Source organism: Allobosea sp. 05T422_2 (assembly GCF_056396265.1).
The window spans coordinates 1-18246 of the sequence record NZ_JBFTLD010000041.1 but is presented as its reverse complement, the minus strand read 5'-3'; the positions used below and the strand labels follow the sequence as shown (position 1 = coordinate 18246).

15 protein-coding genes and 1 tRNA gene are annotated in these 18246 nt (G+C 61.8%); 5 read left to right on the top strand and 11 right to left on the bottom strand.

The window, feature by feature from the left end:
- The first annotated feature begins 616 nt into the window (after nucleotides 1-616).
- The 3 genes from AC1DJT_RS10465 (at nucleotide 617) to AC1DJT_RS10455 (ending at nucleotide 4146) form a co-directional block, all read left to right on the top strand.
- On the top strand, nucleotides 617-1294 hold the full coding sequence (locus AC1DJT_RS10465) for a recombinase family protein (protein WP_476834022.1): 678 nt from the start codon (nucleotides 617-619) through the stop codon (nucleotides 1292-1294).
- Between the two features lie 625 nt (nucleotides 1295-1919).
- Nucleotides 1920-2957 (top strand): hypothetical protein, encoded by a 1038-nt coding sequence (locus AC1DJT_RS10460; RefSeq protein WP_476834021.1) that lies wholly within the window; start codon nucleotides 1920-1922, stop codon nucleotides 2955-2957.
- A gap of 499 nt (nucleotides 2958-3456) precedes the next feature.
- Complete coding sequence (locus AC1DJT_RS10455; protein WP_476769964.1) at nucleotides 3457-4146, top strand: hypothetical protein; 690 nt, start codon at nucleotides 3457-3459, stop codon at nucleotides 4144-4146.
- A 318-nt stretch (nucleotides 4147-4464) separates the two neighbouring features.
- On the opposite strand, the gene AC1DJT_RS10450 is transcribed toward AC1DJT_RS10455, so the two are convergent.
- Both AC1DJT_RS10450 and AC1DJT_RS10445 read right to left on the bottom strand, forming a co-directional pair.
- On the bottom strand, nucleotides 4465-5100 hold the full coding sequence (locus tag AC1DJT_RS10450; RefSeq protein ID WP_476834020.1) for a hypothetical protein: 636 nt from the start codon (nucleotides 5098-5100) through the stop codon (nucleotides 4465-4467).
- Between the two features lie 59 nt (nucleotides 5101-5159).
- Nucleotides 5160-5573, bottom strand: coding sequence for a hypothetical protein (locus AC1DJT_RS10445; protein WP_476769962.1), 414 nt, complete (start codon nucleotides 5571-5573; stop codon nucleotides 5160-5162).
- Between the two features lie 279 nt (nucleotides 5574-5852).
- Here AC1DJT_RS10445 and AC1DJT_RS10440 point away from each other — a divergent pair.
- Both AC1DJT_RS10440 and AC1DJT_RS10435 read left to right on the top strand, forming a co-directional pair.
- Nucleotides 5853-5939: transfer RNA gene (locus tag AC1DJT_RS10440), tRNA-Leu, on the top strand.
- Between the two features lie 465 nt (nucleotides 5940-6404).
- Nucleotides 6405-7409 (top strand): SphA family protein, encoded by a 1005-nt coding sequence (locus AC1DJT_RS10435; RefSeq protein WP_441507875.1) that lies wholly within the window; start codon nucleotides 6405-6407, stop codon nucleotides 7407-7409.
- Between the two features lie 135 nt (nucleotides 7410-7544).
- On the opposite strand, the gene AC1DJT_RS10430 is transcribed toward AC1DJT_RS10435, so the two are convergent.
- The 9 genes from AC1DJT_RS10430 to AC1DJT_RS10390 form a co-directional block, all read right to left on the bottom strand.
- Nucleotides 7545-8654: a linear amide C-N hydrolase gene (locus AC1DJT_RS10430; RefSeq protein WP_476769382.1), complete on the bottom strand. Its 1110-nt coding sequence runs from the start codon at nucleotides 8652-8654 to the stop codon at nucleotides 7545-7547.
- Between the two features lie 174 nt (nucleotides 8655-8828).
- Nucleotides 8829-10553 (bottom strand): coiled-coil domain-containing protein, encoded by a 1725-nt coding sequence (locus tag AC1DJT_RS10425; RefSeq protein ID WP_441507873.1) that lies wholly within the window; start codon nucleotides 10551-10553, stop codon nucleotides 8829-8831.
- Nucleotides 10554-10582: 29 nt separating this feature from the next.
- Nucleotides 10583-11689: a protein-glutamate methylesterase/protein-glutamine glutaminase gene (locus AC1DJT_RS10420; protein WP_476834019.1), complete on the bottom strand. Its 1107-nt coding sequence runs from the start codon at nucleotides 11687-11689 to the stop codon at nucleotides 10583-10585.
- Nucleotides 11686-12558, bottom strand: a complete 873-nt coding sequence (locus tag AC1DJT_RS10415) for a CheR family methyltransferase (protein ID WP_476834018.1) — start codon at nucleotides 12556-12558, stop codon at nucleotides 11686-11688. The genes AC1DJT_RS10420 and AC1DJT_RS10415 overlap by 4 nt, the downstream gene beginning before the upstream one ends.
- 17 nt (nucleotides 12559-12575) lie before the next feature.
- Complete coding sequence (locus AC1DJT_RS10410; RefSeq protein WP_441507871.1) at nucleotides 12576-13055, bottom strand: chemotaxis protein CheW; 480 nt, start codon at nucleotides 13053-13055, stop codon at nucleotides 12576-12578.
- Nucleotides 13056-13140: 85 nt separating this feature from the next.
- A complete protein-coding gene (locus AC1DJT_RS10405; protein WP_476834017.1) occupies nucleotides 13141-15345 on the bottom strand; it encodes a HAMP domain-containing methyl-accepting chemotaxis protein in 2205 nt (734 codons plus the stop codon).
- Nucleotides 15346-15399: 54 nt separating this feature from the next.
- Complete coding sequence (locus AC1DJT_RS10400) at nucleotides 15400-15882, bottom strand: chemotaxis protein CheW (protein ID WP_441490254.1); 483 nt, start codon at nucleotides 15880-15882, stop codon at nucleotides 15400-15402.
- Nucleotides 15882-17936 carry a chemotaxis protein CheA gene (locus AC1DJT_RS10395; protein ID WP_441507869.1) on the bottom strand — a complete coding sequence of 685 codons (2055 nt, stop codon included), beginning with the start codon at nucleotides 17934-17936 and terminating at the stop codon, nucleotides 15882-15884. Before AC1DJT_RS10395 ends, AC1DJT_RS10400 begins: the two co-directional genes overlap by 1 nt.
- Nucleotides 17933-18246, bottom strand: a 314-nt coding sequence (locus AC1DJT_RS10390; protein WP_476834016.1) for a response regulator, incomplete at its 5' end; no start/stop codon positions are given. The genes AC1DJT_RS10395 and AC1DJT_RS10390, both read right to left, overlap by 4 nt.

The window sequence follows — 18246 nt, the reverse complement described above, 5'->3', positions numbered from 1 at the left end:
GCGCTCTGCGTGCGCTTCCGAACACTTGAGAGGGCCCTGAGAAGCCTGCGCCTTCTCTGTAGTGGTTCCAAAATGGGCCGAAACGGACCTAAGCCCTTGGGAAATACAAAGGATTTCGGCGGGAAATGTCGAGCGCCCGGCATCTCCTGCTGGGCTCTGACAGCTTATGCGGCCCTCTCATATAAGTCCTGAATCAACCGCTCAAGGGTATCCAATCGCTGATGCAATGATTCAACCGTAAGTTCTCTATCTTCGATATCAGTTTCTACTTGGTCAGACGCCGTGCCTAGCTTCTCGCTGATCTCAGCTACTGCCTCACTCGATTCCCTAATTATGTCATCAAACCTAGATATGTCTCGCGATATAGATTCAATCATGCTTTTAATCTGTCTTACGTCAGACTTTGAAGCATTACCGCTCAATCGCTCCAAGGTGTAAATCTGAATGACCACTACGATAGCAAAACCTATAAAAATGGAATCTTGAAGACTCATCATCTGCCCCCGCAGCCTTTTCTTGATCGTACACGTCGGCTCGGCTGAAATTCAAGTTGATTTACCCTCGCGAGTAACGTATCGTTTGTGTCAACGTTCGTAGACAGAAACGAGATACGCAGATGGCCCATAGTCGCTTCGTTGCTTACTACCGGGTCTCCACTGACAAGCAGGGCAAGAGCGGCTTGGGCATTGAGGCTCAGAAGGAAGCCGTTCGTCAGCATCTCAATGGCKGCCAGTGGTCGCTAGCTGCTGAGTTCACAGAGGTAGAGAGCGGAAAGGACAACGGGCGCCCCGAGCTTCAAAAGGCCATCAGTGCCGCAAAGCTCTATGGGGCTAAGCTGATCATCGCCAAGCTGGACCGTCTGGCCCGCAACGTCGCCTTCGTCAGCAACCTCATGGAAAGCGGCGTTGAGTTTGTCGCTGTGGACTTCCCCCAGGCCAACCGACTCACGATCCACATCCTTGCGGCTGTAGCCGAGCACGAAGCTTCCATGATCTCACAGCGGACCAAGGCTGCGCTTGCCGCGGCTAAGGCTCGTGGAACGAAGCTAGGTGGTAATCGAGGCGCTGTGATCGAMCATGAGGCCCGCAAGAMCTCTGCGGCTGCCAGGAGTGCTAAGGCCAAGGACAGGGCTTCTCACATCCTCCCCATTATTGAGGAGCTAAAGGCCTTGGGCATCTCATCGCTCGGAGCAATCGCTCGGGAGCTGACGGCTCGTAGCGTCCCCACGGCGCGGGGGCTTGCCACATGGACCCCTGCCGGTGTCTCTCGGGTACTGGAGAAGGCCGAAGCCTAATGTCCCAATGCCCCTGAGCAACCCAAGGCCGGATGCTCCCCATCAAGCATTGCCCTTGTCCCAGGCTCGCGTCAGCCACGGCCGACCKACAGCTCCCGCTTGGCCGCACGAGGACCTAGGGTCCCCTTTTGGGTCCCTCCAGAGGCCTATTTGATCCCCCAACGAAATACAGCGGCTTCAAAAAAGGGGCTAAAGGCCTCGTGGTGTTGTTAGGCCTTGCTGTGCAGTTTCAAAGAATTCTGGGAGCCCATAGTTGGCACGCGCCGCGTCCTGAGGCAGCTGAGGAAGTCTCTGCTCTCCTCGATGCAGCGGGACTCCAATCGCTGACCTTATGAGACAGTAGAGAGTGCTCGGGGTCCTGAAGATACTCATGGCCCTTTGACCCCCCGATCTATTAGAAATCTCAATGAGCCATGCAGGCAGGAATTGATTTCCTCAAGGCCCACTACCCACTGAGTGACGGAACCACCGCGCTAGTCAGCCTTGATCGCTCAGAGGAAGCCTAGGCCCTCATGCGGCATTCGAAGGCTGCCCGAGAGGAACTAACGGACCTTTTGAGCCGGTTGATTCGCTTCCAACCCCGAATCGAGACAAATGGGGAAGAATTTGGCTGTGAGGGCGGGCGATGTTTGAACGGAAGACAGTCTTTATTGTTGGAGCCGGGGCCAGCCGAGAAGTTGATTTTCCTATGGGAGCACAGCTCACAGGCCTCATTGCTCGCAAGCTCGATATTCGCTTCAAGGATGGCTACAGCCTCACCAAGGGAGATAGGGAGATAGTTGAGGCCATACGGTTTAAACTCCAGCAAGCCGGTGATCGCGATCCCAACCCACACCATCATGCGGGGCGCGCAATCGCCAGCGCGATGGGGCAGGCCATCTCAATCGACAACTACTTGCATTCACATGCTACGGATGAACTTGTCGTTTGGATGGGGAAGATCGGGATCGCAAGGAGCATATTGGAGGCCGAAAGTAAGAGTCTTCTTGCCCCCGACCGTGATCGCGATGACATTCTTAATCTCAGCCGCTCAGAAGACACGTGGTACAATACGTTTTTCCAGATGCTTCACGAGGGAGTTCAGCGTTCTGATTTGTCGCAAATATTCTCAAACGTGTCGTTCATCACATTCAATTACGACCGCTGTATCGAGCATTACATTGCCCATGCGTTAGCAAATTACTACAGAATTGCACTGCACGACGCGGAGGTATTAACCCGGAGCCTCAGGGTCGAACATCCGTATGGACAGGTTGGCAGGCTACCTTGGCAAGAGCCGCGTGGCGCGGTCGCCTTCGGGAAAAAGGTTCAGCCACGCGAATTACCTGAGATAGCGGGTCAAATCAGGACATTCACTGAACGAACCGATGATGATCGTATGCTCAATAGAATGCGCCAACTCATCTCAGAGGCTCAGGTTGTTGTTTATCTAGGATTCTCATTTGGCGACATGAATCTAAAATTACTCACGGTAGATGAGGCCGATGATAAAGTTATTTTTGGCACAAGTTATGGCCTGTCAGCGCCAAACAAGAGAGTAATTGAGAAGGACATAGTGAATTCCATGGGACCGGACAAGAGCGTCGTCACCTCAGTCGATCTAGCCGACATGACTTGCAATGAATTCTTGAAATCCTATTGKAAGCCAATCATACGCGGCTGAACCTTGATATGCGGCGTAGTCTTGTCCGACAGTTGCCGGGGCCGCAGCGTTAGTCTCTGAAGGTTTTCTAGCTGAACATCCCTCGCGTCCCCATGGATTGCAGCTAACCCAAATAAGGGTTGCCCGCATGGGCTTCTGCAGGCGTTTGCGTATCATTGCGAAGGCCGTTGGGGGGGGCAAGGATCGAATGGCCAATGTGTCTGAGGTACATGAGGACGCCCGCACGTAACAAGTGCGCCGGTCATGCACCAGGCTCAGGTGGTGACGTCTCCTCGTCCCCGCTGGGCCGCGCGAGGCCCCCCAGGGTTGGGTCCCTCCAGCGAGCAATTCGAGACGTCAACGAAACATTGGGGCTTCCAAAAAAGAGGCTAAAGGCCTCGTGGTGTTGTTAGGCCTTGACGTCCAGTTTCAATGAATCTGGGGACCCAATGGCTGGCATAGGGCCATAAAATTGACGATGAATCGAGCGCTGGGGTCGCCCATAGCTGAGGAGGCGGTAATGTTCTGGAAGCGCCGTAGACCTTTGGTTTCCGCCGAGCCGTTGCCGGAAAAGCCCTTAACGGCGTTGTCACCAGCTGACGCACTGATAAAGGCACTGCAGGACTTTCAGGCAAGCATAAATGACCGCCTCTACGGTCAACCTGACGTGGAGCTTGAAGAAGCCCGCAAGCTATTAGAGCAAGCTCTTAAAATCGTTCGGCAATCGGGCGTTGGGGCAGCCTTGGCTCCCACCCTGCTTTCTCACATAAAGCATTGGCCTTCCTGGTCGAAGCGGGACGACTTTCATGGCAGCGCTTATGTTCCCGCTACCGATATTAGCGCGCAAGAGGTCAAGAGTGTTGATGGCCGTGGCGAGTCGACAACCGTCACAGAATTTACAAGCTTAGGTCATAGGTGGAGAATAACCCTTAATAATAATGGCCGCAGCTACGCGCCAGATAGTCACGGCAGCTTTGGTAGTGTCGACCTAAATTTCAACGGAAACGAAGTTATGAGTTTAGATATCCATGAAGAGACTCGGCACGATATAACCGAATGGCATTTCTGGCGAGTTAAGCGTTTGATTGTGGGCGATTGGATGGCTGCTTTATTAGAGATAGCTAGTGAGGCATCGCGAAGACAGCAGATCGCTTTCTCCAAACGCCGGGACGATGAGGACCTCAAAGACGCGAAGAACATCCAGCTGTAGCAGTTGGTGCTGTTGTCCACCCCTCACACCAACGGCTTGGTGGCTCTCCAGGGCGCCACACTGAGGGCCATTGAACTCGCGAGGCCACTACACCCTGAGCACGGAACCACGGCCCCCGGTGACTCCTGAGGCTGCTGATGCGGCTTTTGCTCTCATCGATGCAGCGAGACCCCAAGCGCAGGCGTTTTGAAGGCCGGCTAGAGGACCCTAACAGACCGATACATCTCGGAAACTCTTGAGCCCACCCCGTGTTGTATGGGCCTGCGAGCATCTCAGGAAACAGGGGATGGCCCATGAGCCCTCGCGTCCTGTTACGAGCTACCCGGCCCTGACGGCCACCGTCGTCCGGCGTCGCAAGATGCGGGTCAGAATAAACAACCAGAGAGCACCTAGGGTAGCCCAAGCAAAGGGTTCAGCTCGCGCCCAAGCTTCGTTCTTAAGAGCCGACTCCACGAGGTACCCATCCTTGAGTGACAGTTGAAACGTACCCCTCCCGAGACCGCCGCACAGCGCAGGGCCGTCCTTTTTCGGTGTTCGAGTTGCGACAACACGGGCTGAGATGCGATTAATATTATAGGTGTAGTTCACACACAGAGCAGAGCTGGCGAAGTCGATTGTGTCGTCCGTCCACCTGATAATCTCATACCGATCGCTGTCTACAGCTAGAAAGCCTCCATACGAAATTTCGGCAGTTGAGGATTTGCACTCCTTCGCATCCCGCTGGCACGTCAAGACTGTGTGCTGAAGAGGCGCTGCCTGCCGATCACCCTCGATTACCCAGGTCCCCAAGGCAATAACGAGCCCGCTATCCCATTCCTTGATATCAACTCCGCCGCCGTAGAGTTTTACGGGGACCTGGTAGCCCACGTAAAGGAACATCGCGGAGAAGACGGCTACGGTACCCACGAGACCTACAAGCACCCAGCCAGCAATCCTCAGCAGAGCCTTGAACATCTCGTTTCCATCCGATCCGAAGTAGGCACGGCAATCATTGTGAGGCTGTGGGAAATAGCCTAGCGATCAACGGTGCACTGACCCCAAGCAACGCTGCCACGCCCATTGTTCTCAACAAAAGCGAGGCTGCTGAATACCTGAAGATCGAAATGTGACCTGAATAGGTAGTATTTCGTTATCCCGGCTGTGGGATCGTAAGCGATCTGGTCAACCACATAGGGATCGCACGTGACTCGGTTTTGTGACGCCGAGAAGGAGCAGCGTTCCACGATCACCTTGTCGCCCGCTTGCCGAAGGCGAACCGCAAAGCGAAGCTTCGCTATATACTCGGGAAGGTAGTCTCGCTCCGAGTCTGACTTCTTCGTGACGGTGCAAAGCAGGTTTTCGCGGGACTGGGCGCTCGCGCTGCCCACAATAGCAAGCAGGCTGGTCGCCATAACCAGCGCTAGCGGTAAGACATGCATCGTGGGCATCGCACAGTCTCGTGGCTGTTCCTGGGGGCTAACTCAAGTCGCCTTATGTAGCAGGGCGTTTTGGCTTTCGACAGCGAAGCTTGTGGCCGTGGAACGCGGCGTAAACCTGCTCGTCCGGGATAGCCCCAAGACTCCTCAGCCGCCTCTTGACGCCGTGGCATCCGACCGGTGTAGAAATGGCTCAGCGGCAGGCTTCTGGCGCGTAAGGAAACTCAGGGGTGCAAGCACGCGCCAAGGACGTTGACAGCCTCCATCCGCCCCCGTAAACGAACCGCCGTTGCCCAGGTGGCGGAATTGGTAGACGCACCAGCTTCAGGTGCTGGCGCTCGCAAGGGCGTGGAGGTTCGAGTCCTCTCCTGGGCACCACTCTTTATCGCTTCGGCGCCGAAGAGTTTGGTTTTGTAAAGACTTGTGGCCGACTGCCTTCAGCAGGCGGCTCTACAAAGGTCGATTGCAAGACCACCCCCCCTCGCTACCAAGAGGGGGTATGACGACATGATGATCCGGGCGCCCGCCGACCTCTTCAAGGTCGCGCGCGGCTGCACCGTGACGCTGCCATCAGCATCCATTTCGAGACCATCGCCAACGCCGCCAACGTCCCGGTGCAACCGCGGATCAGGGGCACAGCGCCGTCCGACGATGAGACTGTCATGGCCGGAGCACGCTTCGTCTACGCTCTGCAGCCCTTCATCTCCTCACGGCGCCGTAAGCGGAGCAAAACCCGTCGAGAGATCGTGCCCCGCATATCCATCACGACGGGAAACGCCCTAACGTCGCGTCATTGATTCGGCTGACGAGCGGCATTGCCGCATGTTGAGGGGCGACGGGACTATGCTTCGAGGGGAAGCCAAGCGCACAGCGCTTGGGTTGAGGACGGCGCGCGCGCTTGTCGCGGCCGGTGTGGCAGCCTGCTGGAGCCTGGCGCCCCATGCGGCACAGGCGGCAGAGAATGGCACCGGTTTCTATCTCCTCGGCGGTCGCGGGCCGATGGCGGGATATCTGCCTCCGCCCGGATTCTATTTCGAAAGCGACACCTATTCCTACGACGCCAAGCTCGATGCGCGGAAATCGCTTCCGACGGGCGGCAGGGTCATCGCGAATGTGCGCAGTCAGGCGCGTGCCGACTTCCTGAATGGCACCTGGGTGACGCCGTGGCAGGCCTTTGGCGGCAATCTGGCGGTGGGCGCCGTCCTGCCCGTCGGGCGTGTCGCGGTCTCGGCAGGCGTCGAACTCGATTCGCCGCGCACGAACACGGTCGTCGGACGCTCGCTCCGCGACAAGGCGACCATCGTCGGCGACCCCGTCCTGTCCGCCACATTGGGATGGCATTCCGGCAAGTTCCACTGGAGCACGACGGCGCTCGTCAATGTGCCAGTCGGCGACTATCGCAATGGGCAGCTCGCCAACCTCGCCTTTCATCGCTGGGCGAGCGATCTCTCCGGCGCCCTGACCTGGTTCGATCCGGAAACGGGCATTGACCTCTCCACAGCGGTCGGCGTGACCTTCAACGGCACCAATCACGCGACGGACTACCGGACAGGTACCGAGTTTCACGTCGAATGGGCCGCGTCGAAGGCTATCACCAGCGCGATTTCGGCCGGCATCATCGGCTACCACTATCAGCAGGTTACGGGTGACAGCGGCGCCGGCGCCCAACTCGGCGCCTACAAGGGACGGACCACGGCCCTGGGTGGAACGATCGCGTATAATTTCGAGATCGGCAAAACGCCGATCTCGGCGCGCATCAAGGTGCTGCGCGAGTTCAGCGTGGAGAACAGGGCGCGCGGGACGGTGGGTCTGCTCACGGTGTCACTCCCCCTCACCGCGTCTCGATAGCCAATAGACGAACGGCCGCGCCGGTCTTGCCAGCGCGGCCGTTCAGAGTTTCAGCTTGCAGGCCTCCCCCTTCGGGCCGCCGGCTTATGCAGCGGGCCGAAGGTCCGAACTTTCCTGCCTGCTCGTTCCCGCCTGCTACTTGGCGAATTCGAGCGCCGGCGGCGTCAGGTTGATCTTGAACGGCGCAACCCGCAGGGCCTTCGCATCCAGATCGAAGCTGTTCAGATCGACCGCACGCAGGACCTGATCCTTGTAGCCCTTGATGTAGTATTTCTTGGCCCGCAGGTCGGCGACCGAGGTCCACTGGGTGTATTCGAGCTCACCGCCCTTCGCAGCCGAGTCGATGAAGCCGATCGGGATATCGAAATTGTTCATGATGTGCTCGACAAGGCGCACGGTCTGCGGACCATCGGCAAGCTGCTTCGCCGACGCGGCATAGCCGAGCGCACGAATGAAGCGCGAGGGCGGCGTCGGGTCGCCCGGGATGCCGAGCAAGCCGGAGCCCTGACCGAACGGCGCAAACGTCTTCCCACCKATCTTCAATGGGTCGGCCGAGACCGGCGACATCTTCACATAGTTTCGGATGTTGTTGAGGTGCCAGTCGAAGGGCGGCGAATTGGTCAGGACGCCCATCGGGTTGTCATAGACCTTCAGCTTCCCGTCGATCGGCTCGATGACGATCGAGGCGCCGGTCGCATCATGGATCGGAAAATGGAAGGGCAAGGTGAAGTTCACGATCGGCGCAGGCAGATCGATGATCGCAGTCTTGTCGAGCGCCGCCTTCACCTCGGCAACGGTCGAGAAATTCGACAGCACCCAGCTCAGGAACTCCCACGGTGCCAGCGCGGTGCGCCCATCGGCCTTCTCAGGCGGCGTATAGCTGGCGAAATCGGGGAAATAGAGCGCGCCACCGGCGAGCCCCTTCTCGTTCATGCCGTCCGAGACGAAGGGCTGGCCGAAGCTCATGACGCCGACAAAGGCATAACGCGCCGTCCATTTGATGCCGGGCACATTGCTCGGGCGCGTCCCGACGAACTCGTAGTTGCGCGGCACGACGACGACATCGGACTGGGTCTCGATCGCGTATTCCAGCGTGCGGCCATAGACCGGCGTTCCATCCGCCGCCATCAGAAGTATATTCGTGCAGGCCTGAACCGGCATCACCCCGGCCATCAGGCCGGCCATCAGGCCGGCCAGCGCGGCCGCGATGCCCCGTTTAACAAATCCCCAACCGCCCAGACGCATGCCACGTTTCTCCAAGGTAAGCGGCTGTCTTGTTAGGCGGGCGGGAGCCCAATAATCGTGAAGGGCTCCGGTCAACGCTCAACTTTTGAGCGAAAAGAACAAAGTCAGTAAACCTGCACTTAATGCCGACGCCCCCCGCCTGAATGGCGCCAGGGGGCGCCGGATCGCACAGGCTCAGAACAGGAATTCATCGACATCCGCTTCTGCAGGCACGGCGACCGGCGCACGCGCCCCGGTCACTACTCCGCAAGCCTCGAGCACGGCGGTATGGATCTGGCGTTCCGCCGCCATGGTGTAGTTCGGCCAGATTTCCTGCTCGATGAAATCCCCGACCCGCGCGCGCAGATGCGTCTCCGGCAGTTGTGCGCCGGCAGCGCGCAGCAGTTCATGCGCCGCCCCCGTGATGAGATCACGCATGGCTCCGGTGCTCGAGAAGGACAATCCGGCCTGCTCGATCACGGCGCCGAACCGTTCTCCCTCCCGCAGCAGCTCGTCCAGGCTCGCACCGAGCCGGTCGCCGCTATGGCGCATGGTTGCGAGCGAGCTGCGCATCGTCAGGTCGCGCGAGGCGAAATAGGCAGCGTCGAGCCTCCCCTCGCATTTGAGCACCGATGAGGCGGCCTGCATCTGCGTGAAGGCTGGAGTCAGCTTGCGCGAATCGGTCGACACTTGATCGGCCGCGAACTTCAACTCCTGCGCAATCACCACGAGACTGCGCCCACCGGTGCCGATACGAGCCGCGCGCAGCCCTGCATTCATGCCGATCAGGACGATATTCGCAGCGGTCGCAGCAAGCGCCTCGACCGTGCCCTGGCAGGTGTCGAGAACGCTCGCCACCGCTTCGGTGACGCGATCGACGCCCGCACGGGCGATGTCGCATCGGCCCAGCAGCACTGAGGCCTCGGCGAGGTCAGCCTCCAGCTCCACCAGGAAGGATGCGGCCCCGCCATTGCCGCCGCGATAGAGCGACCTGACGAGATCGATCAGCTGCGTGGTCTCGCGGTCGAGCAGGATCAGCGCGCTGTTGATCTCTTCGACATCGGGACCGAGCGCTCCTGACGCTGCTTCAAGCTGCGCCGACTGAAGCCGGAGCAGCACGTTGACACAGGCGGCGCGTGTCTCGCCGTCCTCGTCGCCGACCGCTCCCGGCGCCTCACCCAGGCGCAGCCCGGAAATGGCATGCTCCAGCCTCTGGCGCATACTGTCACCGGACTGGAGAGCGATGATGGCGCCTCCGGTCGCCAATGTGATGCGGCCCGAGATCGCGGCAGCCTCTTCCGTCAGCGCGACGCTGCGGCTCTGGCGCTCGATGACCTCCGCCAGCGTCTGGCCGAGCTTGCCCGCCAGGGCTGCCAGGGATCTGCCATAGCGTCCTTCGAATTCGCGCTGCGCCGTCAGTGCGGAATCAAGAAGGCTGCAGAGCTGCGCCTGGTCGCGCGCGCAGCGCTCGATCGTGCGTTGGGCCTGCGTAGTCAGCGTGCCGATCTCGCCGGCGAAGTCGCCGAAATCGCTCCCGACCATCGGAATGGAGATCGCCTCGATCCGCGCGCTGCGTGCGAGGATGGTGATGAGCCGCATATGCTCGAGCAGCCGTTCCAGGGCCTGAGAGGCGTTGTGGCTGTGAATCGACAGATCCTGAAGCGCGCTGGTTTCGGCGGAAAGGTCGTCGTTCAGCGTGCGCAGCTCGCCGGCGAGACGATGCAGCGCCGTACGGGCCTGTTCGATCTCGCTGCCTGCGAGTTCGCTCGACAAGGCCGCGAGCTGCTCGTTCAGTGCCTGGAACAGCGTCAGGCCCTCGCCAAGCTGCTGCCCGGCCGTGGCGAAGGTCACATCGATCGCGCGCGCATTCGCATCGAGCGACTGGATCAACCTCGGTAGTCCTTCGTTATTCCGGAACATTCTGCCCCCAACGCATTGCGATTCAGCCCTCAGGCGGTTTGGGCGATCTCGCCTGCCCCGCCGCGCCMGAGATGCGGCCAGGCCATGATTTCCTGCGGGACCCGCGCAAGGCCGACCACGCGCTGGGCTGCGCCAAGCTCGATGGCTTCCTTCGGCATGCCGAAGACGACGCAACTCTCCTCGTCCTGCGCGAGCGTGTGCGCGCCGGCCTTGCGCATTTCGAGCAGCCCGCGGGCACCGTCGTCGCCCATGCCGGTCATGATCAGGCCGAGTGCGTTGGCACCGGCATACTGGGCCGCCGAGCGGAACAGCACATCGACGGACGGGCGGTGACGCGAGACATGCGGGCCGTCCTTGATGGCGACGCGATACTGCGTGCCGGAGCGCTGCAGGAGCATGTGACGATTTCCCGGCGCAATCAGGACGCGGCCGGCGCGAAGCTCGTCGCCATCCTCGGCCTCCTTGACCTCGACCGCGCAAATGCCGTTCAGCCGCCGGGCAAAGGCGGCGGTGAACTTTTCGGGCATGTGCTGCACCACCGCAATGCCGGGGCATGTGACCGGCAGGGCGGTGAGAACCTCCCGCAGGGTCTCGGTCCCCCCGGTCGAAATCCCGATGCAGACGATGCGATCCGTCTCGCTACGGACACGTCCCGGGACCGGTGGCGGCATGATGACATCCGCAGTCAGCTTCTTCTCGACGGGCAGGCGGGCCTGCCTGGGGCGCAGCCGCGCCTGCGCGGCCGCCCTGACGGAGTGCCTGAGCCGGTCAGCCGTCTCGATCAGGGCGTTGCGCGTGTCGATACGCGGCTTTGGCAGCACGTCGACCGCGCCGGCTTCGAGCGCATCGAACAGCGCCCGCGATCCCGCCTCGGTCAAGGTCGAGCAGATGATCACCGGGATCGGCCGCTGCGCCATGATCTTGCGCAGGAAGGTGAGCCCGTCCATGCCCGGCATCTCGATGTCGAGGATCATGACATCGGGCAATTCGTTCTGCAGGCGGCGCACGGCGGCAAAGGCATCGGCCGCCGTTCCCATCACCTCGATGCCCGGATCGTCGTTCAGGATCGAACTKAGGACCTGGCGCACCGAGGCGGAATCGTCGACGATGAGCACGCGGATCGGTGGGCGGGTCATGCTGCTGACATCCTGGGCGCGGCGGGATCGGCCTGATAGACGGTCGGGACGACCTGCTGCAGTCCGGCAATGCCACTGCCCGCCATCGATTCGGAATGGCCAAGCATCAGGTAGCCGCCGGGGCGCAGATGCGACACGAGGCGTTCGATGACGGCCCTCTGAGTCGGCCCGTCGAAATAGATCAGCACGTTGCGGCAGAAAATGACGTCGACGTCCCGGTCGAATGGATAGCTCTCATCCATCAGGTTCAGGCGCTCGAAATGGACCTTTCGGCGCAGCTCCGGCGTGACCCTGACGACGTCCTGCCGCGGATCCTTCGATCTCATGAGATAGCGCTGCTGCAGGGCCAGCGGCACCGGAGCGACGAAGGGGCGCGGATAGATGGCCGCTCTCGCCTCGCGCAGGACCTCCGTCGAGATGTCGGTACCCAGGATCGAGAAGCGGATCGGTCTGGCGGCATTCACCAGGTCCTGCAGCACCATCGCAACCGTATAGGCTTCCGCCCCTGTCGAGCAGGCAGCGCTCCAGACCTTCAGGCCAGCCGGAAGCGAGCCATGCCGCCGCAGCAGCTGCGGCACGGCGACATTGCGCAAAAACTCGAAATGGCTCGGCTCGCGAAAGAAATCGGTCTTGTTGGTGGTCACGCAATCGATCAGGTGAACAAGCTMGTCGTCGAGTCCGCCGCGCTCGAACAGATGGGCGCCGTAGCCGGACACCCCCGCCAGGCCAAGCGCGCGGGCGCGCTTGCGCAGCCTCCCCTCGACCATGGTGCGCTTCGTCGGCGGCAACTTGATGCCAACGCGGCTCTCGATGATCGCGGCGATGGCCGAGAAATGCTTGTCAGCCAGATAGTCCGAGGAATGCGACATCGTTGGCCCCATCGGTCTCAGGCTGCCTTACCGGCGGCGAGATCGGTCAGGGGGAGGCCGTCGGCTTCCATCAGGCGCTCGAGATCGAAGACGACGATGAAGGCTTCACCCTTGCGCCCGATCCCGGCGATGTAGTTCGACTGCCAGCGACCGCCGACATCGGGAGCGGCTTCGGTCTGGTCGGCGTCGAGACCCGTGACCTCGAAGACCCGATCGGCGACGAAGCCGACGCCCAGCGTCCGGCCCTTGACCGGCACATCCAGAATGATGATGCGCGTCGCGTCGGTCGGCTCCGTGCGCGGCAGCCCGAGCTTGGTCCGCAGATCGACGATCGGGTAGCCGGCGCCGCGGACATCGATCATGCCGAGCAGGAAGGCCGGCGCATGTGGCAGCTTCGATATCGGGCGCATGTCGAGAATCTCGCGGACATTGCGGATATCGATACCGAAGAGCTCCTGATCGATGCCAAGGGTCAGGTATTGGGCGGTGTCGGCCATGGAAGACTCGCGATGCGGCTAGGGAACCAGGCGGATTGGAGGGCAGCAGGACCGGCCCCGCCTCCTGGGCGGGGCCGGTATCCGCTCAGGCGCGGTGGAACGCGGCGTCGTGCTGATCCTCGCCGCCATCTATGTCAAAGGCGAAGCCGCCATTGACGACCTTCTTGGCCGGGCGCAACCCGGAGACAGGCGCCTTCTTCGGCTGGATCGCCGTCGCCATGGCCGTGGCCTTGCCGCGCAGCTGGGTGACCGCCCTGTCGACACCAACCGGGCGCTGACTGTTCTTGCGCGTGCTGCCTTCATCGAGCCGGAAGAAGGCGATCGTGGCCTGCAGCGTCTCGGCCTGAGCCGAGAGCTCCTCGGAGGTCGCGGAGACCTGTTCGGAGGCGGCTGCGTTCTGCTGCGTCACCTTGTCGAGCTGCTGGATCGCCTGATTGATCTGGGCAGCGCCGACATCCTGCTCGCGGCTGGCGGAGGTGATCTCCTCGACCAGCTCGGCGGTCTTCTTGATATCAGGCACCAGCCTGGCCAGCATGGAGCCGGCTTCCTGCGCGACCTTGACCGTATCGGCCGACAGCGTCCCGATTTCCGCCGCAGCCGCCTGGCTGCGCTCGGCGAGCTTGCGCACTTCCGAGGCGACCACCGCGAAGCCCTTGCCATGCTCGCCGGCACGGGCTGCCTCGACCGCCGCGTTCAGCGCCAGCAGATCGGTCTGACGGGCGATCTCCTGGACGATGTTGATCTTGGCGGCAATGGTCTGCATCGCGTCGACCGCCTTGCCGACGGCAACGCCGCTCGCTTCGGCATCCTTCGCCGACTGCGAGGCCATCTTCTCCGTCTGGCTGGCATTCTCGGCGTTCTGCTTCACATTGGCCGCCATCTCCTCCATCGATGAGGAGGCTTCCTCGGTCGAAGAGGCCTGCTCGGTCGAGCCTTGCGAGAGCTGTTCGGCGCTGGCCGACAGTTCCTGGCTGCCCGAAGACATGTTCTCGGCAGCACTCGTCACCTGCCCGACGACATCACGCAGCTTCTCGACCATGTTCTCGAGAGCGATGCCGAGCGTGTCCTTCTCCGACAGCCTCTTGGCCTCGACCRTGAGGTCACCATTGGAGATCGCGTTGGCGACAGCGGCCGTGTCGTTGAGATTTGCCGTCATCGTGTTCAGCGCGGTGACGAGATCGCCGATCTCATCCTTGCTCTTCACCGAGATCGACTGTCCGAGGTCGCCGATCGCAACCGCATTGGCGAGACCGACCGCGCTCGACAGGCCGCGGCTGATCGCAAGGGCGATCCAGGTGGCGGCGATGATGGCGATCAGCAGCGAGCCCAGAATGATGCCGATGAGCAGCGTCTTGGCGAAGGCCGCCTGTTCGCTTGCTTCCTTGGCCGCCGCCGCGGCGGACTGCTTGATGAAGTCGGTATACTCATCGAGCCCCGCCATCATCTCGGTGACGGCTTCGCTGCCTTCGCCCATCGAGATCGTGCTGGCCTTGATGTTTCCCGCCTCGCCCGCGACGGCTGCGATCCGAAGCGCCGAATCGATACCCTTGTCGAAGGCGGCAAGCATGTTTGCCGGCGACACTCCCTGCTCCGCGATGGGGGCCGCAGTCTTGGCGAGCGCAGCGCGAACGTCGCGAGCCTGCACTTCGGCAGATTTTTGCAGCTTCTCGACATCGGCAACGGTCGTCGCGCCGAACAGCTGCCCGATCGACCGCGTCAAGCGCAGCCATTCCAGCCGCACCGACTGGAAATCGAGAGCCAGCCGCAGCGCCTCGGGCGAAGCGGACGGTTTGGCGAGCTCGCTCAGGAGCGCCGTCGAGGCGACCGTCACGCCCTGGATGAGCGGCGTCATCTCGCTGATCCAGAGTTCCGCAGCACGATTGTTCGAGTTCAGCTTGGCGTTGCGGATGACCTCGTCCTGCGCCGCGAAGAAGCGATTGATCTTCGGCGTCAGAGCCTCCCAGCGGCGCTTGCCGTCGTCGCTGGCCTGAGCCTGGATCCGCTCCTTCAGCTTCACGGCGTCGAGGCGGTTCTGGACGGCACTCGCCGCATGAGCGAGCGTTTCCTTGTCGGTTGCCGCCATGACGGCATTCTTTTCCGAGCGAACCGACCTGTTCATCATGCTGCGAACGTCGCTGATCTGGTCCAGCCGGTTGGTCCAATTGATCAGCACGTCCTGCGTCTCGGACATGTCGGACAGCCTCTGATAGGAAAGTCCGCCTGCCACCATGGACAGGGCAATGACCATGCCGAAGGCACCGGCCAGTTTAGTCTTGATCGTCAATCTCATAGTCAGTCCCCGATAAGCAACGTGAAGGGTGTCTTGCGCTGGATGGGTAGCGCTTCAGCTCAGAATTTTCTCGAGATCGGGAACGATGACGAATTCGTCGTTCCATTTGGTGATGAACCGGATGAATTCCGGCCGCCAGTGCATTCCCAGACGCGGTGTCTGCTGGATCTGGGCGGTTGAAATCTCCGTGACCTCGTAGACCTTGTCGGCCATGATCCCGAGCGCAACGGGATCACCGTCGATCTCGATCTCCACGACAACGATGCGGGTGTCGGCGGTGTCGGTTCGTCGCGCCATGCCGAAGCGCAGGCGCAGATCCGCCAAGGGGATGACATTGCCGCGCACATTGATGAGAGCCGGCAGAAAGGCGCGCGCGCCCGCAACCCGGGTGACGGGAACCGGGTCGATGATCTCGCGTACCATGTCGGCCTCGATCGCGAAGATCTCGCTGCCGAGCCCGATCATCAGGACCTGAAGCCGCGTCTCCGCTGCCGTGTGAGGGCCGTGGCCGGCGCCGCCTTGCGTCTGAATCTGCATCACGCCGCCTCCGGTGTCTTTTCGGTCTCGGCGCGGCTCTGGCCGAGCGAAACAAGTTGGGCGACGTCGAGAATGAGGGCAGCGGAACCATCGCCAAGGATGGTGGCGCCCGAGAACATCGTGACATCGGAGTGAAGCTTGGACAGCGACTTGATCACCGTCTGGTGGCTGCCGATGATCTGGTCGACGACCAGGCCGACGCGCGTATCCCCCATCGTGGTGATGATGACCTTCTGATGCGGGTCGGCCTCGCCGTCGGCCTCGAAGAGATCGCGCAGCCGCAGGAAGGGCACCAGGTCGCCGCGCACGTTCAGGAAGTTGCGTCCGCGCGCCCGAGCGTCCTCGGCCGCGGTCAGTTCGACGCATTCCTCCACCGCCGAGAGCGGAATGATGTAGCGCCCCTCGCCGACGCGGATCAGCAGGCCCTCGATGATGGCGAGCGTCAGCGGCAGCCGCAGCGTCACCGTGCTGCCATAGCCAGGCACGGTGGCGAGATCGATCGTGCCCCGCATGGCCTCGATCGTGCGTTTGACCACATCCATGCCGACGCCGCGCCCCGACAGCGCGGAGATCGTCCGGGCAGTGGAGAAGCCGGGATGGAACAGGAACTGATGGATCTCGTGTTCGCTCAGGGGCGTCCCGGCCGCGATCAATCCCTGTTCTTCGGCCTTGGCGCGGATGCGGGCCGCGTCGAGCCCGGCGCCGTCATCCTGCACCGTGACGAGCACCTGCGCCCCGACATAGCGCGCGGCGAGTTCGATCCGCCCCGTCGGCGACTTGGTGGTGCCGGCGCGAGCCGCAGGCGCTTCGATGCCGTGGTCGATCGCGTTGCGGATGAGGTGGACCAAGGGATCGGCAAGACGCTCGATCATGGTCTTGTCGAGCTCGGTATCCTCGCCGACCGTCACGAAATCGACGGGCTTGCCGAGATCGCGCGAGAGGTCGTGGACAAGGCGACGGAAGCGGCCGAAGAGCGAGCCCATCGGCACCATGCGCACCCCCATGGTCGAATCGCGCAAGCCGGACGCCAGGCGCTCGATTTCCTCGGCTATCGATTTGATCGCGAGATCCGTTCCGGAATGCGCGAGCTGGCTGAGCCGCGCCTGCGCAATGACGAGTTCGCCCACGCGATCCATCAACTCGTCCAGGCGCTCGGCCTGGACGCGGACGGTCGAGGTCTTGTCCTCACCGCGACGGGCGCCCTCGCTCCGCTCGCCAGTGGCACGCTCCGTCAGGGCGGGCTGCAACTCTTTCGCAACGGCAGGGACAGCGGGCGCCGCCGCAGCCACTGCGTCGATCTCCGCGCTCGCGGGACGCTTCGCATCCGCCGATCCCGCCAAGCCGAGCGGCGTGATCGCAAGCTTCATCTCATCGCGGACGAACATGAAGACATCCTCGATGTCCTCGCGCGTACAGCCCCCCTCAAGCTCGACCGTCCATGCGATCATGCATGTCTCCGGATCGAGCGCTCCGAGTTCCGGCACGCCGTCGAGATGCGCACTCATCCTGCATGAGCCAAGCGCGCGGAGGTCGTCGAGCAGGACCATCGGATTGGTCCCGTTGCGCAGGATATCCGGCTCGAAGGCGATTTCGATCAGCCAGCCTGCGCCGTCTGCGGCGGCCACCGCGGGAGGCTCGTCGAGGGCAGCACCGATGGGCGACGCCGTGCCTCCCCTCGCGCCCGTGGCGATCAGGGCCTGGAGCTCTTCGACGATCGCCTCACCAATGATCGGATCGGTCGAGTCGGGATCGTCGATCAGCGCGCGAATATAGTCCTTGGCGGCCAGGGAGACAGTGATGATGTCGCGCTCCGCCGAGATCTTGCCCTTGCGGATCAGGTCGAAGGCGGTTTCGAAATCATGGGTGAAGGCCGCGACCCGGTCGAAGCCGAACATCGCCCCCGAGCCCTTGATAGTGTGCAGCGCCCGGAACGCCGCGTCGATCAGATCGCTATCCTGGGGCGTCTGACCGAGATCGAGCAGCGCCGCCTCCAGACTGTCCAGCAGGTCGCTGGCCTCCTGCCGGAATGTTTCGGTCGGATCGAGCTCCATCATGTCCGCACCAGCTTGGCGACAACCGCAAGCAGTTGCTCCGGCTTGAAGGGCTTGGTGATCCAGCCGGTCGCGCCCGCGGCCTTCGCCTGCTGCTTGACCCCGTCATCGGACTCGGTCGTGAGGAAGACGATCGGCACCCCCGTAAAGGACGGGAGCGCACGCAGGCCCCGGATCATCTCCAGGCCGTTCATCACCGGCATGTTCAGGTCGGTGATGACGAGGTCGAAACGCTCTGCCTTCGCCTTGGCCAAGCCCTCGGAACCATCACCCGCCTCCACGACCTTATGGCCGGAGGGAGCGAGCACAAGCT